The following is a 17,000-nucleotide window of genomic DNA, read 5'->3' on the forward strand; positions in this document are numbered from 1 at the left end:
GTTATGTTCAAAAGGAGATTAAAAACCTCGCTAATTCTCTTTCATAAACTGTTGTGACCAAAACACCTTCCTTGTTTATAATTGCTATTACCGGCTTCTCAGTCTCCCTAAATTTTCTTAGCAGATCTATGATTCTCACGTTATCATATTCTATTGGAACCTCATCCAGTGGTACATCACAAGCTTTAGTATTTTCATATAGTTCTGGGTCGATTTCAAGCAAAGTTTGTATTGACACATACCCAAGGGGTTTATTTTCATAGTTTACAACAACTATACCCCTAACGCCTCTTTCGCTGATTTTAGTAATTACCGATCTCAAGTTCTCCTCGCATGTAGCATAAAGTGGCTTTATTTGAAGCTTAGTTACCTCCTGAGACAGCTTCACTCTTTTATTCTCTGAGATTTTCTTTCTGGCTTTATAGCTTATTTGAAACAGAAGGGGAACTACTAAGGCTGAAAGGGAAATTGCCAATATAGAAAACGAGTATACAAATTCCCCTATATACCCTAACGTTAATCCGGTAAGTAATAGAGATGAGTCCACCCCTCCCTTTACGCTAGTTGCAATTCCATTAATCTTCCTCTCAACATATACAACTTTTGACGAAATAAAGCCTGCAAGGAATTTAGAAGCAATTATCAGTGAGAAGAAGAGAAAGCCAAAAAGAATAATGGTTATATCGATTTTAGTAACATATAAGCCTATACCTAAAAAGAATAATGGTTCAAAGAATCCATACGTGAATGCATGAAGCCTCTCCAGCAATTCGGGTCTATCTTTTAAATAATCCTTTAGCAATATACCCAAAAAGAAGGCAGATATGGCTGAATTAAACTTGTATAGTTCTGATAAATAGCCTATAATTAAAATTATTGCAATAAGGGAAGCAAACTCTATTTCTCTTGCCTTAAAATAATACTCTATTTTCTCTAGAATCTTAGCTAAAGTTCTACCGAACATTATCGTAAACGCGACTATTAAGAAAATTTCAATTATTGTAATCACTATCTCACTAGTCTTCAAGAGCACTGCGAACAATATCACAAAAATTATTTCTACTAAGATTACTTGTTGGAAAATTAAGTTAGAAATTCTGTTGTCAGAAATTTCCACATCCATTAACATTCTGGATAAGGGGCCTGCACTACTCATAGCTAATGGAGCTGTGAGAATTAAGTAGTCCTTGAAGCCAGCAGTATAAAGTGCAATTAGTATTACCGAAAATGGTATGATTGACTCCAAAACCACTGCTAGAAATACGTTAGAATTAGGTCTATTTTGGATGTCGAACTCTTCTGCCCCAGCTAAGAATAACAGAAAAATTATGCCTAAAGATGTAATAAACGAGATAATCTCATTAATCTTTATAATTCCAATTACACCATCTCCAAGAAGAATGCCCATCAATATAGGTCCAACAAAAGTCACTAAACCAATTCTCCTAAATATTTCCTCAGATATCTTGGCAGCTATTAACATTATTCCTAGGTACAATAACGAAATCAGTAGTATTGATACCACGATAAGATAAGTAAAGTAATACCATATTATTAAGAGTTTATCTTTTTGAGACTGAACTCCACATAATATATCATATGTGAAGCTTGAGCTAGGTTCTCCACCAGAAACTGGAGATCTTTATAACGCTTTCATAAATGCGTTGGTTATTGCAGGGGCTGGAAATGGAACCATTAAGCTCTATTCCACTGCTGTGAAGGACTTCTTGGACTTCATAAATAAGGATCCTAGAAAGGTTACTAGCGAGGATTTAAACAGATGGATTTCAAACTTGTTAAACAGAGAGGGTAAGGTTAAAGGTGACGAGGTGGAGAAAAGGAGAGCTAAGAGCGTTACTATCAGATATTATATAATTGCAGTGAGGAGATTCCTTAAGTGGCTTAACGTTTCAGTAAAGCCACCTATTCCTAAAATAAGGAGAAAGGAAGTTAAGGCTCTAGATGAAAGTCAAGTTCAGAAAATACTTAACGCGTGCAAGAGAACTAAGGATAAATTAATAATAAGATTATTATTAGATACTGGTCTGCGTGCGAATGAATTACTTTCGGTACTTGTAAAGGATGTAGATTTGGAAAATAACATGATTAGAGTTAGGAATACTAAGAATGGTGAGGAAAGAGTAGTTTTCTTTACAGATGAGACTAAACAACTGTTGAGAAAATACATGAAGGGAAAGAAACTTGATGAGAAATTATTTGATATAACTTATGACGCTTTATATCGAAAGCTAAAGAGATTAGGTAAGAAGGTTGAAATTGATTTAAGACCACACATTTTAAGGCATACCTTCGCTACCTTATCGCTAAAAAGGGGAATTAATGTAATAACTTTGCAAAAACTTTTAGGACATAAGGATATAAAAACAACCCAAATTTACACACATCTAGTTTTAGATGATTTAAAGAATGAATACCTTAAGGCAATGTCAAGCTCTTCCAGTAAAACGCCACTTTAACATTTCGCTAACATATGACGCCAAATCTCTAATGCTATTGAATGAAGCGGTTTGCAAGTGTAAGTATTCAAATTTAGCTTGGTTTTCTAACATTTTCTGCTGTAATTCCTTCACTTTTTTAGACTGCAATATCTTATTTAGCGGTTCCTCGGCTACATTACCCACTATCTCTCCATTTATATCATCTGGGTAAGGTAAGTCACCATTAGGATATACTGTTATTGCGTAACTTACCACCCTTTTGGGTATCTTGCCTATTATGGCGTTTATAAATCCCCACGAGTTATTTAAAGTGGAACCATACTTCCTCTTGAGATCATACAATACTTTATAAAATTCATACGGATCTGGGGCTAACTTTACCTTCGAATTGGGGTAATCTACTGCTGGCATTGCAAGAATCTTGTATCCACATTCTGCAACCTTTCTAATTTTTTCCTCCAATTTATGGAGGTTATATCTGGTAACAACAGTTTGAACGTTAACCTTAAGACCATATTGTCTAAATCTACATAAATTGTCTAATTCCTTTACATTCCAATGATATTCATCTATTGAGTAGTGCAAGAAGTCTATCTTGTCTGCTAATTTGGTGAGGAAATTCTCATCTTTAAGCCTATAACCATTGGTTGTGAGCATAACGTAAAAGGATCCATCGTGTGCGTATTCTAAAAGATCTAAAATGTCTGGCCTATAAGTTGGCTCTCCACCTTCAAACGATAAAACAACTATTGACGAATTCCTCAAATTGTCTATTATCTTTTTCACTCTTTCTGTACTTCCCTCTCCCAATTCCCCAGAGTAATATGATGGAGAACAGAACGTACATCTCAAATTACATCTGGATGTTACCTTGAATGTTGCATATGCGGGATTAAAAGGATCCTTGAGAATTTGAGTGGTAATAAACCATTTTATGGCTTTTAGATCCTTATTCATAATTTTAATAACCTCCTTGTATGCTTTAAATATTCTTCAGCATTTTCATCGATTATTGTAATCTCATTTTCTCTTAACTTCTTGATAACCTTTGCGGGAACCCCAACTGCTACACTATAGGGAGGGATAACAGTACCTTGAGTAACCACAGACCCAGCTCCAATAATTGAGTATTCCCCAACTTGAGATCCATTAAGTAATATCGCCCCCATTCCCACAATAACGTGCGATGAAACTTTAGCACCATGAATAACAGCGTTATGCCCTATTGTGACTTTATCACCAATTTCAACTGGATATCCATAATCTGTGTGGATTGTAGTATTCTCTTGCACGTTAGATTCCTTGCCAATTTTTATACTATCATTATCTCCCCTAATCACAACATAATGCCATATACTAGTCAAATCACCTATTTCTACATCACCTATGACATAAGAAGTAGGATGTATGTACGCTTTCTGAGAAACCTTTGGGGTTTTACCTAAATACTCTTCTATTGGCATATATAGAATTTTTAGCCTTTCTTTATTAGCTTAGCTATGAAAAAACCGGTAATTTCGTGAATATGGGGATGAAATCTAATCTCGTATTCTACTGAAAATCTAGGATCATTTATAACCTTCTCGTTCTCCCATGTCGTTACAGTACAAGTAGAATAAATTAATACACCATTTTTCTTTAAAATCTTATAAGCGGAATTTAGGAATTGCTTCTGATATTTATGGAAATTAAGTATATCTTGTTCAATTTTCTTATCGTATAATTTAGGTCTTATCCCCAACGCTGAACATGGGGGATCAATAATCACTTTATCGACATCCCTTATATTATAATCCTCGTAAAGATATCTTGAATCTGCCTTGTATATTTCTATTCTCATTCCCATCTTATTTACTAAATCCCTTAATTTCTTTACCTTCTTCTCGGTATGATCAAAACCAATAAGCTTAACTCTAGGCTCTAACTGATAAATATGAGTTAATTTCCCACCGGCATATGCAGTCATATCTACGATTTTCTCATTAGGCTGTGGATCAAGTAAATGAGCAACGTACATCGATGCCTTACCTTGAACGTATATTAGTCCATTCTTCAACTCTGATAAATCAGCTAATTTAGGAGAAGTGTATAAGGAATTCGTAACCTCTACTATCAAATCAGTATTCGTACCATAGTATTTACCCTCAGCTACTGGTATCTCATTATCACTATAAACTGTAACCATTTTATCCTTGGAATCATTAATTACAACCCTCTTCAGACCCGGTTTGTAAACGTTAGCACCTAGCATAACGCTCTCAGCAGTTTTCTTATCTACAATAACCTTATTTTGATGAATGTTAATTTCATTTGGTCCTTTTATCTCAGTGTAAATTGCCTCTTTGAAATCTTCGTCTAACTTAAAATGTGGAAGCTTTTTCAGTATACTTTCTACAGAGGTCTTTAGGGTATTCACCCTAACGTATAATCTAGGATTTGGCTTCCTTATGGCATCTAGGAAGTCATTCAAGTATTCACCATATACTTCTTTCAAATCGCTAATTACGAACTCATCGTACTCCAGAATACCTTAGCACCCTCATTATTTGGTTCAGATATAAACCCACCAAATCTTGAAATTAACTCCTCACCCTCCCTTTTAGAGTTAACAAATGTATAGACAGCAGGGCCAAAGGAGGAAAGACCCGCAGGAAAACCAATTTTAGCCATATCATTCATAAGTTTTTTGACCTCCTCAGCTTGCAAGGAGACTTCAATTTTCTTAAATCCCAAATTTTGTATTAACGAGATCGCATCTAGTGTCCCTTCTAAATCTCTTTCTGCAACTGATGGAAGTAACTCCATTAAGACTACTCTCGCTAAAGTGTCTAATCCCTCCAGTTTAGCTTCCTTAAATACCTTAATCTCATCCTTACCAAATATTCTTCTACCACCCTTAAGTACATTAACGTAAATATACCAGGGGAAATTTAGCCTAGCTATTAATGGGGGAGGAGGAGCAGAGGAGAAATCCGATGGCAGGAGCTCCCTTTTTACTTTAGTGGAATGCCCACCATCTACTATAAAACCCCCGTAATCGAAGGCGTAAACTCCGACTCCGGATGTTCCACCTCGTTTTACCAATTTGGCTAGCTCATATGAGCTGAGTCTCTTAAAATTATACTCAGCGGATAGCTTAGCTACTGATAACAGATATTGTGTAGTATGACCAAGTCCTATATGCTCTTCAAAGTCCTCCTCTATACACATTTTAGGGACCTCAAAGGGTAAAGAGACGTCAGGCTTGAAACAATTGCCACTCCTAACCACTATCCTAGGATATTTTAAGGCGACTCCTACCCCACCATCAATTCTGCCGTATTTCCCCTCAAGGTCAAACAACGTAATGTGAATGCGTGAGAGCCCAATAATCTTTATCATAAGAATTAATAAGATTGTGTGATAAAAAAGGAAACTGTGAGTCTAGCAACATTACTTTATAAGTGGTATAAAGAAACTCCTTCAAAAACCTTTTTAATTGATAAAAATCAGTCAATTACTTACGAACAAGCTGCAAGAGAGGTAGCATACGTTGCTTCCAATATCTCACCTGGAGATACTGTAGTTCATATGATGACTAATTCCCTTCAGTCAGTAATTAACTACTTGGCAATATATTGGGCTGGGGGAAAGGTAGTTGCGGTTGATCCGTTAACTTCAGCAGAAGATTTAAAGTTCATTTTGGAGGACTCAATTCCTGATCTAATAATAACCGACGAGGAAATATATAAGAGAGAATATGACGTTCTCAAATCGTATAAGGTTATAGTCAATAAGAAAGGAAAAGACATTTTTACGAAACCATACGAGTATAGAGAAGACGAGGTAGGCCTAATTTACTATTATGCTGGAATAGCAGGAAGGACGATGCAAGTATTGCATAGTGCTAGTAGGGTTGAACTTAATTCTGCAACGCTTTACAATGCGATTAACCTTAAAGAGATTAGGGGAATACTGACAGTCCCTATAGCTCACGTCTTAGGAAATAGCGTGTTAGGTGTTATCCTGGAAGCTGGAGGAACGCTATATGTTATGGGTAAGTTTAACGTCGATGAAGCCATTGAAAGTATAAATAGATATAACATTAACTACCTATCAACTGTTCCAACTGTTTACGATTACTTGAATAACGAGGAAAAAAAGAAATTAGATAGTTTAGAATTATGTGTAAGCTCTGCTGCTCCGTTGTTTCCATCAACCGTAAACACCTTTAAGAGTAAGTACGGAAAGGATATTGTTCAACAGTACGGTTTTACTGAAGGTTTAATTATAACTTTCCAGCCCAAGGAACTGGCTGGTGTAATTTCAATAGGAAAACCCTTGCCGGGCGTTGAAATAAAGATAGTAGATAACGAGGGGAAGGAGAATAATGAAGGGGAATTGTGGGTTAAGGCTCCTTGGCTAATGTTAGGATATAAGGATAGAGAGGAGACAGCTCGAGCGTTTAATAAGGGATGGCTAAGAACGGGTGATTTAGTTAGGATTGATGAAAAGGGCCTATTGTATTTTAGAGGAATTAAAAAGAGGATGCTAAAATTTAAGGGATATCCGATATTTCCGAGAGATTTAGAGGAAATCTTGAAGACTCATCCACTGGTGGAAGACGTGAAAGTTGTAGGAGAAGACGCTGGAAATCTAGGACAACAACCTGTTGCCTTAGTTAAGGTAAAGGAGCTCAAGACTGGGATTGAAGATGAATTACTTAATTATGTAAATTCTAGGGTAGCTTTTTATAAGAGATTGAAGAAAGTTTATGTGGTAGATAGGATTGAGCGAAATTGATTCATTAATTAGGGAAGTTGCTGAAAGGTTGCAAAAGAAAGCTGAGGAGTATGGTAAAAAGAAGGAGGATGTTACCTTAGTCTTAACTGAAGAGAATTTCGATGAAGTAATTAGAAATAATAAGTTAGTTTTAGTGGATTGCTGGGCAGAATGGTGCGCTCCATGCCACCTTTATGAACCAATTTACAAAAAAGTTGCTGAAAAGTATAAAGGTAAAGCAGTTTTTGGAAGATTAAATGTTGATGAGAATCAAAAGATTGCAGATAAGTATAGTGTACTTAACATACCTACTACGTTAATTTTCGTTAATGGTCAATTAGTTGACTCTTTAGTTGGGGCTGTTGATGAAGATACTTTAGAGAGTACTATAAATAAATACTTAGAATGATTGAGGTATATGTAAAAAAGAGATTACAAGCTTTTTTGTTAAATGTTAACTTTTCTGAAAAAGGTATAATTGCAATTACTGGTAAAAATGGCAGTGGTAAAAGCACATTATTAAACGTGATAGCCGGAATTTTAAAACCAGACGAAGGGTATGTTAAATTAAATAACATAGATATTACAAATTTACCCATCAATAAGAGAAGCATTGTATTAGTAACTCCAGAAAGTTATATTCCCACATTGGACTTAAAGAAACATCTGACATGGGGGGCTAAACTAAAGGGAAGAAAAGTAGATGATAAAGAAATAATGGAGTTAGCTAAATTACTCGGAGTTCCAGATGAGAATAAAAAAGTAGGTAATTTGAGCTTAGGAAATAAAGAGAAAGTGTCATTAGTTACAGCTATTTTAACAAAACCTAATCTAATTTTGGTTGATGAAGGATTCAGTAATATCTCAGAAAAGGAACATTTTATTAATGTTTATGTGGATTTATGTAAAAAGAATCAAATAGAACTAATTTATGTTACTCAAGATACTGAAGATGCTAAATTTTCCGATCATCATTACGTGATGAACAATGGCTCTCTACATAAAGTTTTTTAAAAGGTTTATAAGATAATTGAAAGATTTTGAGAAATCTCATGTGAAATCCTACATAAGAATGTGAAAACTTTCTATGATAATATCTAGCAATCTTTTTAAACTATATATGAGTAGCCACATACATGCCAAGTACTGCAGAAGATGTACTCAAATTCCTAAAGGAAAATAACATAAAATGGGTAGATCTACAATTTACAGATGTCCCTGGTAGACTACATCACATTACAATTCCTGCTAGTGATTTTGATTTAGAATCTCTAAAAACAGGTTTCGGTAAATTAGATGGAAGCAGTATAAGAGGATTTACTAGTATTTATGAAAGCGATATGGTGCTATTACCAGTACCAGAAACCATGACACTAGTTCCTTGGTCTCCTGGAGTAGCTAGAGTATTATGCAAAGTTTTCTGGGGAGGAGGAAAGGGAAGATTTGAAAGAGATCCTAGATTCATAGCAGAGGAAGCTGAGAAATACCAAGCAGAACAAGGTTACACTTCTTACTATGGTCCAGAATTGGAATTCTTCATGTTTGATAAGGTAAAATTAGACGTAAGTACTCCACAGTCCGGAACTGGATACAAAATTCATGCAAGAGAGGCTCCATGGAGCGATAGCGGAACCTTTGTAATAAGATTTAAGGAAGGATATTACCCTGCACCACCAGTTGATCAACTAATGGATGTAAGAGTAGAGATCGTTGATACTTTAGTTAAATACTTTGGATATACCATAGAAGCTACACATCATGAAGTTGCAACTGCAGGACAAGGAGAAATAGATTTCAGATTCTCCACTCTTGTAGATACTGCAGATAAGGTCCAAACTTTGAAGTATGTAGCCAAAAACGTTGCTGCAAAACACGGATTGGTAGTAACTTTCATGCCAAAACCTATTTATGGTGATAATGGAACGGGTATGCATACACACCTTAGTTTATGGACTAAGGATGGAAAGAAGAATTTAATGTATGATCCTAATGAAGAATATGCAGAGATAAGCCAGTTTGGAAGATATGTAATCGGAGGTCTTTTAACACACGCTAGAGCTTTATCAGCAATAGTGTCTCCTACTGTAAATAGTTATAGAAGGTTAATACCAGGGTTTGAAGCCCCTGTTTACATTGCATGGAGCAAGGGAAACAGAAGTGCTGTAGTTAGAGTTCCAGCATATTACAAAGGAATGGAGAAGGCTAAGAGAATAGAGTATAGACCTCCAGATCCTTCCACTAATCCATATTTAGCATTTGCTGCATTGTTAATGGCTGCATTGGATGGTGTGAACAAGAAAATAGATCCAGGAGATCCAGTGGATGAGAACATATATCACCTAACTCCAGAGAAGAGAAGACAATTAGGAATAAAAGAACTACCTAGATCATTAAATGAAGCTTTGGATGAGTTGGAAAGTGATAAAGAGTTCTTAAAGCCAGTATTTAATTCGTCATTGTTAGATACTTACATAGACCTAAAGAGAGATGAAGCACGAAGCTTGCAAGGCTATCCACACCCTATGGAGTTATACTATTACCTAGATTCTTAAATTGGTATAAAAATTCCAGAATTTTTTAACGCATTTTTAAACTCATTAAGGTCTAGGTAGTAGTCGAATTCATAATTTTTTGATGCTTCTTTTAGAATATTGTAATCAATATTTAGTAAGTTTGAATAACTTGAAATCCACCTATCCATAGAAGACTTAAACCAGCTAAACGACTCCTCATAGATATTCTTTATTCTCTCCCAATCCATAGTATCGCTTACTGCTAATGTACAACAATGCAATGGTGTAAATCTATGCACCTTATGTCCCTTCCTCTCTAAAATTGACAAAAAGGGTTCCCAAATTGCTATACCATCAGCTATTCCTTTTTCAAGAAAGTCCAACATTTGATACGAACTGTAAGATGGAATGATCTCAATATTCTTGAATTCACTAAATGCCCATATTTCCATACTTGACATCACAGTTGATGCAATTCTGTTGCACGTTTTGCCTATAATTCCACCTCCACCTTTAGCACCTCCCCCAATAATTCTTATATTACGATATATTGTTGAAAATATCATTTGCGTTATTATCGGGGATAAACCTAAATCTAACTTGCCTTCAACTAAGTCCCTAGTCAAATCAATCCCATTTTCATAAATTTTAACAGTAACATTGTATCCTCTATTCTCTAAATTTTTGATAAATGGAATTATGAACGGATACTCTGCAGCTCTTATAATCCCTAACCTTAAGAATCTATCTTGAGATAAGCTCACCTCTAGGTTTTTTCCTAAAACCTTTCTTCTCTTTACTACACCTTCTTTCTCAAGTTCGGATAAGACTTCAGATAATCTACTCTTCGATAATCCAGAAAGTTTCCCTAGTTCACTTTGAGGAACAGAACCTTTTTCCTTCAAGATAGATATAACTTTATCTTTACTGCTCATTAACAATTAATTATTCTAAAAAACTCTATAATAAGTTTACCTTATTTGCATTATCGAGTAACCTGAAGACATGATTTTGTAAAGCTCTATTAGTCTTAAACAGCCCTCTGTATGCTACTGAAACTAACTTGGCCTCTTTATCCTTTACTCCTCTGACATATGAACACATATGTATTGCGTTCCCGATCACCATAACACCTTTAGGTTTTATTTCGCTATTCATTATAGCATCAGCTATTTGCTCTACTAATCTCTCTTGAATTTGAAGACGAGAAGAGTAATAATTTACAATTCTAATTATTTTGCTAAAACCAGCAACCTTGCCACTATTGCTAACAATGTACGCTACATGAATTTTTCCAATGATTGGCAACATATGATGCTCACATAATGACGAAAAGTTAACGTCTTTTATTAGTACTATTTGATTCTTTTCGTATACTTCACCATCTTCGCCTAAACTGAATACCTTTATTTGAGGGGGCGGCGTTCTCAACCCTGAGGTCATTTCTAATAAAGCCTTTGCTACTCTTTCAGGTGTCTCTTTAAGCCCTTCTCTTTCCGGATTCTCACCTAGTAGTTCGAGAATTTCTCTAATCCTTCTAGCTATTTCTTCTACTAGTTTTTGGTCATCTAATTCTGTCTTTTGCATACCGTTTATAGTTTAGTGAAGAAATCTATTATAACTATTTTGTTAAAAAACTTCTACAACAGCTTATAAGCAGTTTCTAACACGATTGGTTTACCCTTGGTTACTATAAGGGTATCTTCTATACGTATGCCAAACCTGCCTTTCAGATATATTCCAGGTTCGACAGTAATAATCATATTTTCCTTTAATATTTGCTTAGAATTCATTGAAATTGAAGGACTTTCGTGAATTTCTACCCCAACTCCATGACCCGTAGAATGTATAAAATATTTACCATAACCAGCCTTTTCTATAACTCTTCTAGCAATAACATCTACTTCTGAAGCCACTATCCCGTCCCTTACAGTATCTATAGCCTCCATTTGCGCTTCCAAAACTATTTCATAGACTTTCTTTGCTTCACTATTCTTAAAGACAAAAGTCCTAGTGCTATCAAAACAGTAACCATTATATTTCGCACCTATATCAAAAAGTACAATGTCGTTATTTCTTAACACACGATCTGTAGGAATATGATGAGGATATGCGGAATTCTCCCCAAAGGCCACTATAGATGGAAAAGCGTAATCTTCAGCACCCATAGATTTCATAGTCATATCGATAATGCCTGCGACTTGTTTTTCATTAGAGGTTCCTTCACTCAATTTTTCCATTCCAATTTTCATTGCAACGGCAGTGATTTCACCGGCTTTTCTTATTCTTTCTATCTCATCGTCATCCTTAACTTCCCTTAACCTTGTTATTTCGTTAGAAAAATCCATTACCTTATACTTTTCTGATAATGCCCTATACGTACTCGCATCAACCCAGTTTACGTCTACCATTATGTTATTCTTATTGATAATTTTTTCAATAGCTTTAAATATATTACCCTCAATAACATTCTCAAGAATTTTAGATGGGTAGTAAATCACAATATCAACGTCTTTTACATTCTCTGCTCTGTACATATCTAAAGCGGGAACGAGCAAGGTAGAACGTGAATCACAATAAACTAACGCTCCTGCCCCAGAATACTCTAGGAAGTAAAATAAATTTGGAGAACCAAGTATTATAGCACAACTATCTTTTTTATCTTCTAGGATCGTCTTGAGCTTTCTTAATCTATTCATATTTTATATTTGAAGTTAGGCTCTCTAATAGCTATTGCTATCATAAAGGCCCTTCCTAATAGTTCCTCTTTAACATCTTCCGAATATTCACCTTTTAATATATCTAATATATCTATTACATTATCTTCTCTATATAAACAAGTCTTTAATTTTCCATCAACAGATAATCTAATCCTATTGCATCCTGCACAGAATATTGGATTTGCATAAGGCTTGACTACCTCAACTATTAACCCAGAAGGTAGCACATAACGTGGTCTAAAATGCTTTTTCCTAATTTGCTTTTTAATAGATATTTTCTCAATATACTCTTCTATTTCTCTTAAATCATCATGTTCTTTAAAAGCTAATTTCCCTAATCCTACTGGATGTAGTTCTATAAGATGTATCTCATTTACACCTAAATTTTGGGATAGTTCAATAAACTTAAAGACTTCTTCACGATTTCTCCTATTTACAACAAAATTTAACTTAACTGGTACTAAACCCACGTCTATAGCGCTTTTTATCCCTTCAATTACTCTATCGAAAGCATCTACGCCCGTAATTTTCTTGAATGTCTCTCTTGAAATAGCGTGAAGGCTAACATTAATCCTATCAAGTCCAGCTAGCTTTAATTTATAAGCCAAATCCTTTAGGAGAAAACCATTAGTTGTCATGGACACGTCTCTATATCCTAATTGCTTAAGTCCTCGAACAATTTCAACCAGATCTCGTCGTAATGTTGGTTCTCCTCCAGTTAATTTCACAGAGTTTATACCAAAGTTCTTAGCTACTTTGGCGACTAATAGAATATCTTCTTTACTTAAAATATAATTATCTCCTTCTTCCCCCTCCATATGGCAGAAGAAGCATTCAAAGTTACATGCGTGTGTTAACGTTATCCTAAGATCTTCTAATGGTCTACCAAATCTATCAATCATTAATAGCTTTTTTACCTCAAAAGATTATAAACACATGTATGAATGCAGTAATTTGTCCAAAATGCAGAATTAGAATGGACTTTATTGCTGAGTCTGAAAGTACTGATGGCACAAAAAAGGTAATAAGATATTACTATAGATGTCCAGCATGTGGATCAAGAATTTTAGACTCTAATATAGAGACTATAAAAGATACAACAAATATTTTAATAAAAATTACTCATTAAGTTTTTTAGTATATATAAATGAGTTGGAGGGTATAATCCCATTAGATTTATATTCTTTATGTCAAAGAACTCTTTAGCAATACTCTTATCTGGCATATACTCATCTAGAAATCTTTTAGCTACCTCCTGGAAGTGATTTATATTAACCATTTTGTAACTTAAAAATAAGAAGAATACTACTAAATCCCAGGCTCTATAATACACATTATTAGATTTAAATGATTGCTCAGTGTCTATGACAGCTAACTTACTTCTATTTACTATAACAAAGTTACTTATTTTAGTGTCACCTAGCACATATCCGACCTCGTGAATTTCTCTTAAGCCTTTCGCCACGATCTCTATATTTTCTTCATTTATTTCATTCCCTTCTATAAACTCTCTAGTAATACAAAGTTCTTTTGCATCAATATCGATTAGTTTAGGTACAATAACTATATCCTTCCATGTGTTATCCAAGAAAAAATCCAGTTCTCTAACGAATCTTTCCTTAGGATCAGCAACATATGGATAATTCCAAAAGAAAGTGGAGATAAAATACCACTTTATTCCAAAGATTGTCATATAGCATTTTTGCACATATATCTTTTCATCCTTCTTTATAATTCTTGACTGACTGTATGAATTTTTAAACATCGCTTGCTATATCTATTCTTAACCTTATTAACTCTCCGTCATCATATATCTCATTAGGTTTTTTAGATAAAAATTTTGATATATCTAGACTTCTAGGAGAAAAATCCAAAATATCTCCTTTCTTGTTCATTATAACTATTACTTCTGGCACAGTTATTTGCTTATACCTAAATCTCTTTTAAAGTTTGCTCTAAAATATCAATATACTTGAAAGCGTCATCTGGAAATATAAGCACTGTAGTTGAGGAAACATCGTTTATCCTCTTATAGGCTGCCACAGTAGCACCTGCACTTATACCTATTAAAATCCCAGAAGTCCTTGCTACGCTAATTGTTCCATCAATTGCCTCTTCCAAACTTACATCAACTACGCGATCTATCTTTACATCCCTCAGTAAAGAATTAGATCCATTTTGTCTCTTTATCCCCGGAATTCTGGAATTTTCTGAGGGTTGAACTCCTACTATCTCTACATCATCCCCGTATTTCTCTTTAAAATACTTAGCGACCCCTGCTATATGACCTCCAGTTCCCATTGTGGCTATAATACGTGAAGGCCTCTTTCCAAGAGAACTTAACTGTTCATCAATTTCTCTAGCAGTAGTCTCATAGTGAGCTATTACATTTATTGGATTATTGAACTGATCCAAATTGACCGCATTACTCATTTCTGCAAACCTCTTTACTAAAGGTATTACATCATTGGTAGAATTGCCAGCTTCTATGACACTACCTCCTAATAACTTCACTAAAACCTTATAGACCTTTGGGGCAACTACTGGGAGAAACATTGTGAATTGCATTCCATAAATTGACGATAATGATGCTAGCGCTATTCCAGTATTACCAGAGGTGGCTTCAACTATATGATTTGCATTCTTTATTAACGCTTGTCTGAATAAGAACCACGCTGTCCTATCTTTTACACTTCTGCTAAAAGGGTTATAAAATTCTAGTTTAGCCCACGTATCATTTCCTATTCTAAGTTTTAGTAGCGGAGTAGGCCACATGCCTTCTAGTAACTCTTGTTCATTTGAGAATACGTGAAGAGGGTTTGACACAATATAGATCTACCGAGATTTTAGTAGTGAGAAACTGGTATTTATTTATTTTTAATCAACTTTAGCCTTACTTCTAACTTTCCATCTTTTTTAGATATGCCAAGAAATAGATTACCAGTTTCCTTACACCATTTCTCTAACTCTTGCCCTACCGCTTGCCATGTAGTAATTATTAATAATTCCTCCTCCTCGCCTTTTTTTAGGGAAACCCACTCTTTTACTACATTAGTTAAAATAACTGGGCATATATCATTTGATTCGATAATTTTCATAGTGTGATCACCACATCTGATTCCTTTGCTTCCAATAGAAATGATATACTTCCTGATAATTTAACATTATCTAATAGATCTTCACTTTTAGCGTTCACAAGCCTTAAGCCAGCCTCATCAACAAAGAATTCAACACCTTGATTTATCGCATCATCAATTAATTTTTCAGGATCTGGAATATTTAGCCTCCTCATTTGGAGTCTAACAAAAAATCTAGCAATGAAAGGTAAACCTAATTTCCCTTTTCCCTTCCCTGCTTTTGTGAAAAGAACTACGGCTTGTGATGTTACGAAAAACTTAACATCCCAGCCTAACGCTCTTGCGCCTAAAGCTACTACCAGACCATGATAGAGTTTATCTAAATTATTATCTGCAAGCAAGATAGTAATCTTACTCATCATTAATTTAAACTTCTGCAAGGATTATAAAAGTGTAAACAAGATGATGATAAGAGCGATAACAATTTTTGTCACTAACTACTCAAAAATTAATGAATACACGGAGAAATTAAGTAAATTAAATGATGACAATATATGGAGTAAAAGGATCTCACTACCACCTACACCTAGTGATTTAAGCTTAAGCAAGCTAATAGAACTATTACCTACATCGCATAATGAAATTATATTTAGTCTAGTCAATCTCCAGGAAAAAGATAAAAGATTAGGAGAAATTAAAGACATTTTGAAATCTGATAATAGAATCTACGCTCATGTATTAGTAAAATCAACAGATAAACTAAAAGATCTAGCAAAACTTAACATTAGTCTAGAGCCTGAGGAAGCGTCGAGGTTTGCCTTATTATTTAACCAAGATTTTCTACTAACCCCCTATTTTCCAACCTCTTCTGCGAATACTATTTATGACTCTTTTGGACTATCTTTACTATATGTAAATGAATTTAAACAAGGAAAGATAAATGAGGCCTTATCAAAAGCAGACACTATAGGGAGACAATTAGAGAAGAAATTAGGTATAAAATACTTAGGAATTGATGCATCATTATCACCGTGGATGGAAAGTAGTGTGGGAGAAATCATAGAAAATAGGAGTAGGAAAATATTTGACATCTCCAATTTATCAATAATAGCCGAAATTAATAGGGAGATATTTGAGGGGGTTTGGAGAAATAGAGTAAATCCCATAGGTTTTTCAGAATTAATGTTACCAGTTGCAGAGGATAATCTTCTTAAGGAGAGAGCTAAGGAGGGAAGCATAACTTTAAAGGATTTGTTATTAATGAGTTATGTTTGTGTCGCAGGCATTGACATGGTTGGTATATATTCAGATTTAGTTACATATGAAAATATATTGAAATCAATTTACTATATTCAATATACAAAACGAAAACCCTACGGTGTAAGGATGATACCAACTAATGGAAGCCCAGTATTAACTAAGATGTTTGGAGAAATACCCGAGGTAAAAGTAGTATAGTATAGTATAAAA

21 protein-coding genes are annotated in these 17,000 nt (G+C 34.6%); 7 read left to right on the top strand and 14 right to left on the bottom strand.

Annotated elements, in window-relative coordinates:
• Positions 1–7 precede the first annotated feature (7 nt).
• On the bottom strand, positions 8–1,525 hold the full coding sequence (locus J5U23_RS14850; protein ID WP_218266531.1) for a cation:proton antiporter domain-containing protein: 1,518 nt from the start codon (positions 1,523–1,525) through the stop codon (positions 8–10).
• Between the two features lie 76 nt (positions 1,526–1,601).
• Between J5U23_RS14850 and xerA the strand changes: the two genes are divergently transcribed.
• The gene (gene xerA / locus J5U23_RS14855; protein ID WP_218266532.1) at positions 1,602–2,477 is read left to right on the top strand and encodes a site-specific tyrosine recombinase/integron integrase; all 876 of its coding nucleotides are present in this window, start codon (positions 1,602–1,604) and stop codon (positions 2,475–2,477) included.
• On the opposite strand, the gene J5U23_RS14860 is transcribed toward xerA, so the two are convergent.
• The 4 genes from J5U23_RS14860 to J5U23_RS14875 are packed head-to-tail and all read right to left on the bottom strand — an operon-like array spanning position 2,448 to position 5,840.
• Entirely contained in the window at positions 2,448–3,416 is a 969-nt protein-coding gene (locus J5U23_RS14860; RefSeq protein WP_218266533.1) for a radical SAM protein, read from the bottom strand. The genes xerA and J5U23_RS14860 overlap by 30 nt on opposite strands.
• Positions 3,413–3,922 carry a DapH/DapD/GlmU-related protein gene (locus J5U23_RS14865; RefSeq protein WP_218258838.1) on the bottom strand — a complete coding sequence of 170 codons (510 nt, stop codon included), beginning with the start codon at positions 3,920–3,922 and terminating at the stop codon, positions 3,413–3,415. Before J5U23_RS14865 ends, J5U23_RS14860 begins: the two co-directional genes overlap by 4 nt.
• An 11-nt stretch (positions 3,923–3,933) precedes the next feature.
• Positions 3,934–4,953 carry an RsmB/NOP family class I SAM-dependent RNA methyltransferase gene (locus J5U23_RS14870; protein ID WP_218266534.1) on the bottom strand — a complete coding sequence of 340 codons (1,020 nt, stop codon included), beginning with the start codon at positions 4,951–4,953 and terminating at the stop codon, positions 3,934–3,936.
• An 8-nt stretch (positions 4,954–4,961) separates the two neighbouring features.
• A complete protein-coding gene (locus J5U23_RS14875) occupies positions 4,962–5,840 on the bottom strand; it encodes a beta-ribofuranosylaminobenzene 5'-phosphate synthase family protein (RefSeq protein WP_218266535.1) in 879 nt (292 codons plus the stop codon).
• 18 nt (positions 5,841–5,858) lie between these two features.
• Between J5U23_RS14875 and J5U23_RS14880 the strand changes: the two genes are divergently transcribed.
• The 4 genes from J5U23_RS14880 (at position 5,859) to glnA (ending at position 9,772) form a co-directional block, all read left to right on the top strand.
• On the top strand, positions 5,859–7,241 hold the full coding sequence (locus tag J5U23_RS14880) for a class I adenylate-forming enzyme family protein (protein ID WP_218266536.1): 1,383 nt from the start codon (positions 5,859–5,861) through the stop codon (positions 7,239–7,241).
• Positions 7,228–7,629, top strand: a complete 402-nt coding sequence (gene trxA / locus J5U23_RS14885; protein WP_218258842.1) for a thioredoxin — start codon at positions 7,228–7,230, stop codon at positions 7,627–7,629. The genes J5U23_RS14880 and trxA overlap by 14 nt, the downstream gene beginning before the upstream one ends.
• On the top strand, positions 7,626–8,234 hold the full coding sequence (locus J5U23_RS14890; protein WP_218266537.1) for an ATP-binding cassette domain-containing protein: 609 nt from the start codon (positions 7,626–7,628) through the stop codon (positions 8,232–8,234). Before trxA ends, J5U23_RS14890 begins: the two co-directional genes overlap by 4 nt.
• A 122-nt stretch (positions 8,235–8,356) precedes the next feature.
• The gene (gene glnA / locus J5U23_RS14895) at positions 8,357–9,772 is read left to right on the top strand and encodes a type I glutamate--ammonia ligase (protein WP_014512800.1); all 1,416 of its coding nucleotides are present in this window, start codon (positions 8,357–8,359) and stop codon (positions 9,770–9,772) included.
• Here glnA and J5U23_RS14900 read toward each other — a convergent pair.
• From J5U23_RS14900 to moaA, 4 genes are read right to left on the bottom strand one after another with little or no spacing between them, the layout of a single operon-like run.
• Positions 9,769–10,668, bottom strand: a complete 900-nt coding sequence (locus tag J5U23_RS14900) for a DUF7343 domain-containing protein (RefSeq protein ID WP_218266538.1) — start codon at positions 10,666–10,668, stop codon at positions 9,769–9,771. The genes glnA and J5U23_RS14900 overlap by 4 nt on opposite strands.
• Before the next feature lie 25 nt (positions 10,669–10,693).
• A complete protein-coding gene (gene folE / locus J5U23_RS14905; RefSeq protein WP_012711716.1) occupies positions 10,694–11,320 on the bottom strand; it encodes a GTP cyclohydrolase I FolE in 627 nt (208 codons plus the stop codon).
• Between the two features lie 53 nt (positions 11,321–11,373).
• Entirely contained in the window at positions 11,374–12,432 is a 1,059-nt protein-coding gene (locus J5U23_RS14910) for an aminopeptidase P family protein (RefSeq protein ID WP_218258846.1), read from the bottom strand.
• A complete protein-coding gene (gene moaA, locus J5U23_RS14915) occupies positions 12,429–13,355 on the bottom strand; it encodes a GTP 3',8-cyclase MoaA (protein ID WP_218266539.1) in 927 nt (308 codons plus the stop codon). The genes J5U23_RS14910 and moaA overlap by 4 nt, the downstream gene beginning before the upstream one ends.
• A gap of 38 nt (positions 13,356–13,393) precedes the next feature.
• Here moaA and J5U23_RS14920 point away from each other — a divergent pair, with 38 nt between their 5' ends.
• Complete coding sequence (locus tag J5U23_RS14920; protein ID WP_012713960.1) at positions 13,394–13,582, top strand: hypothetical protein; 189 nt, start codon at positions 13,394–13,396, stop codon at positions 13,580–13,582.
• On the opposite strand, the gene J5U23_RS14925 is transcribed toward J5U23_RS14920, so the two are convergent.
• From J5U23_RS14925 to J5U23_RS14945, 5 genes are read right to left on the bottom strand one after another with little or no spacing between them, the layout of a single operon-like run.
• Positions 13,562–14,218, bottom strand: a complete 657-nt coding sequence (locus J5U23_RS14925) for a BUD32 family EKC/KEOPS complex subunit (RefSeq protein ID WP_218266540.1) — start codon at positions 14,216–14,218, stop codon at positions 13,562–13,564. The two genes, J5U23_RS14920 and J5U23_RS14925, sit on opposite strands and share 21 nt — an antisense overlap.
• Positions 14,211–14,369: a hypothetical protein gene (locus J5U23_RS14930; RefSeq protein ID WP_218258849.1), complete on the bottom strand. Its 159-nt coding sequence runs from the start codon at positions 14,367–14,369 to the stop codon at positions 14,211–14,213. The genes J5U23_RS14925 and J5U23_RS14930 overlap by 8 nt, the downstream gene beginning before the upstream one ends.
• Positions 14,370–14,385: 16 nt before the next feature.
• On the bottom strand, positions 14,386–15,279 hold the full coding sequence (locus J5U23_RS14935) for a cysteine synthase family protein (RefSeq protein WP_218266541.1): 894 nt from the start codon (positions 15,277–15,279) through the stop codon (positions 14,386–14,388).
• A gap of 41 nt (positions 15,280–15,320) precedes the next feature.
• The gene (locus J5U23_RS14940; protein ID WP_218258851.1) at positions 15,321–15,551 is read right to left on the bottom strand and encodes a sulfurtransferase TusA family protein; all 231 of its coding nucleotides are present in this window, start codon (positions 15,549–15,551) and stop codon (positions 15,321–15,323) included.
• The gene (locus J5U23_RS14945; protein ID WP_218267559.1) at positions 15,548–15,949 is read right to left on the bottom strand and encodes a DsrE/DsrF/DrsH-like family protein; all 402 of its coding nucleotides are present in this window, start codon (positions 15,947–15,949) and stop codon (positions 15,548–15,550) included. The genes J5U23_RS14940 and J5U23_RS14945 overlap by 4 nt, the downstream gene beginning before the upstream one ends.
• 43 nt (positions 15,950–15,992) lie before the next feature.
• On the opposite strand from J5U23_RS14945, the gene J5U23_RS14950 reads away from it, so the two are divergent.
• The gene (locus J5U23_RS14950; protein WP_218258853.1) at positions 15,993–16,988 is read left to right on the top strand and encodes a DUF711 family protein; all 996 of its coding nucleotides are present in this window, start codon (positions 15,993–15,995) and stop codon (positions 16,986–16,988) included.
• Positions 16,989–17,000 lie beyond the last annotated feature (12 nt).

This window comes from Saccharolobus shibatae B12, from assembly GCF_019175345.1.
Classification (GTDB): domain Archaea; phylum Thermoproteota; class Thermoprotei_A; order Sulfolobales; family Sulfolobaceae; genus Saccharolobus; species Saccharolobus shibatae.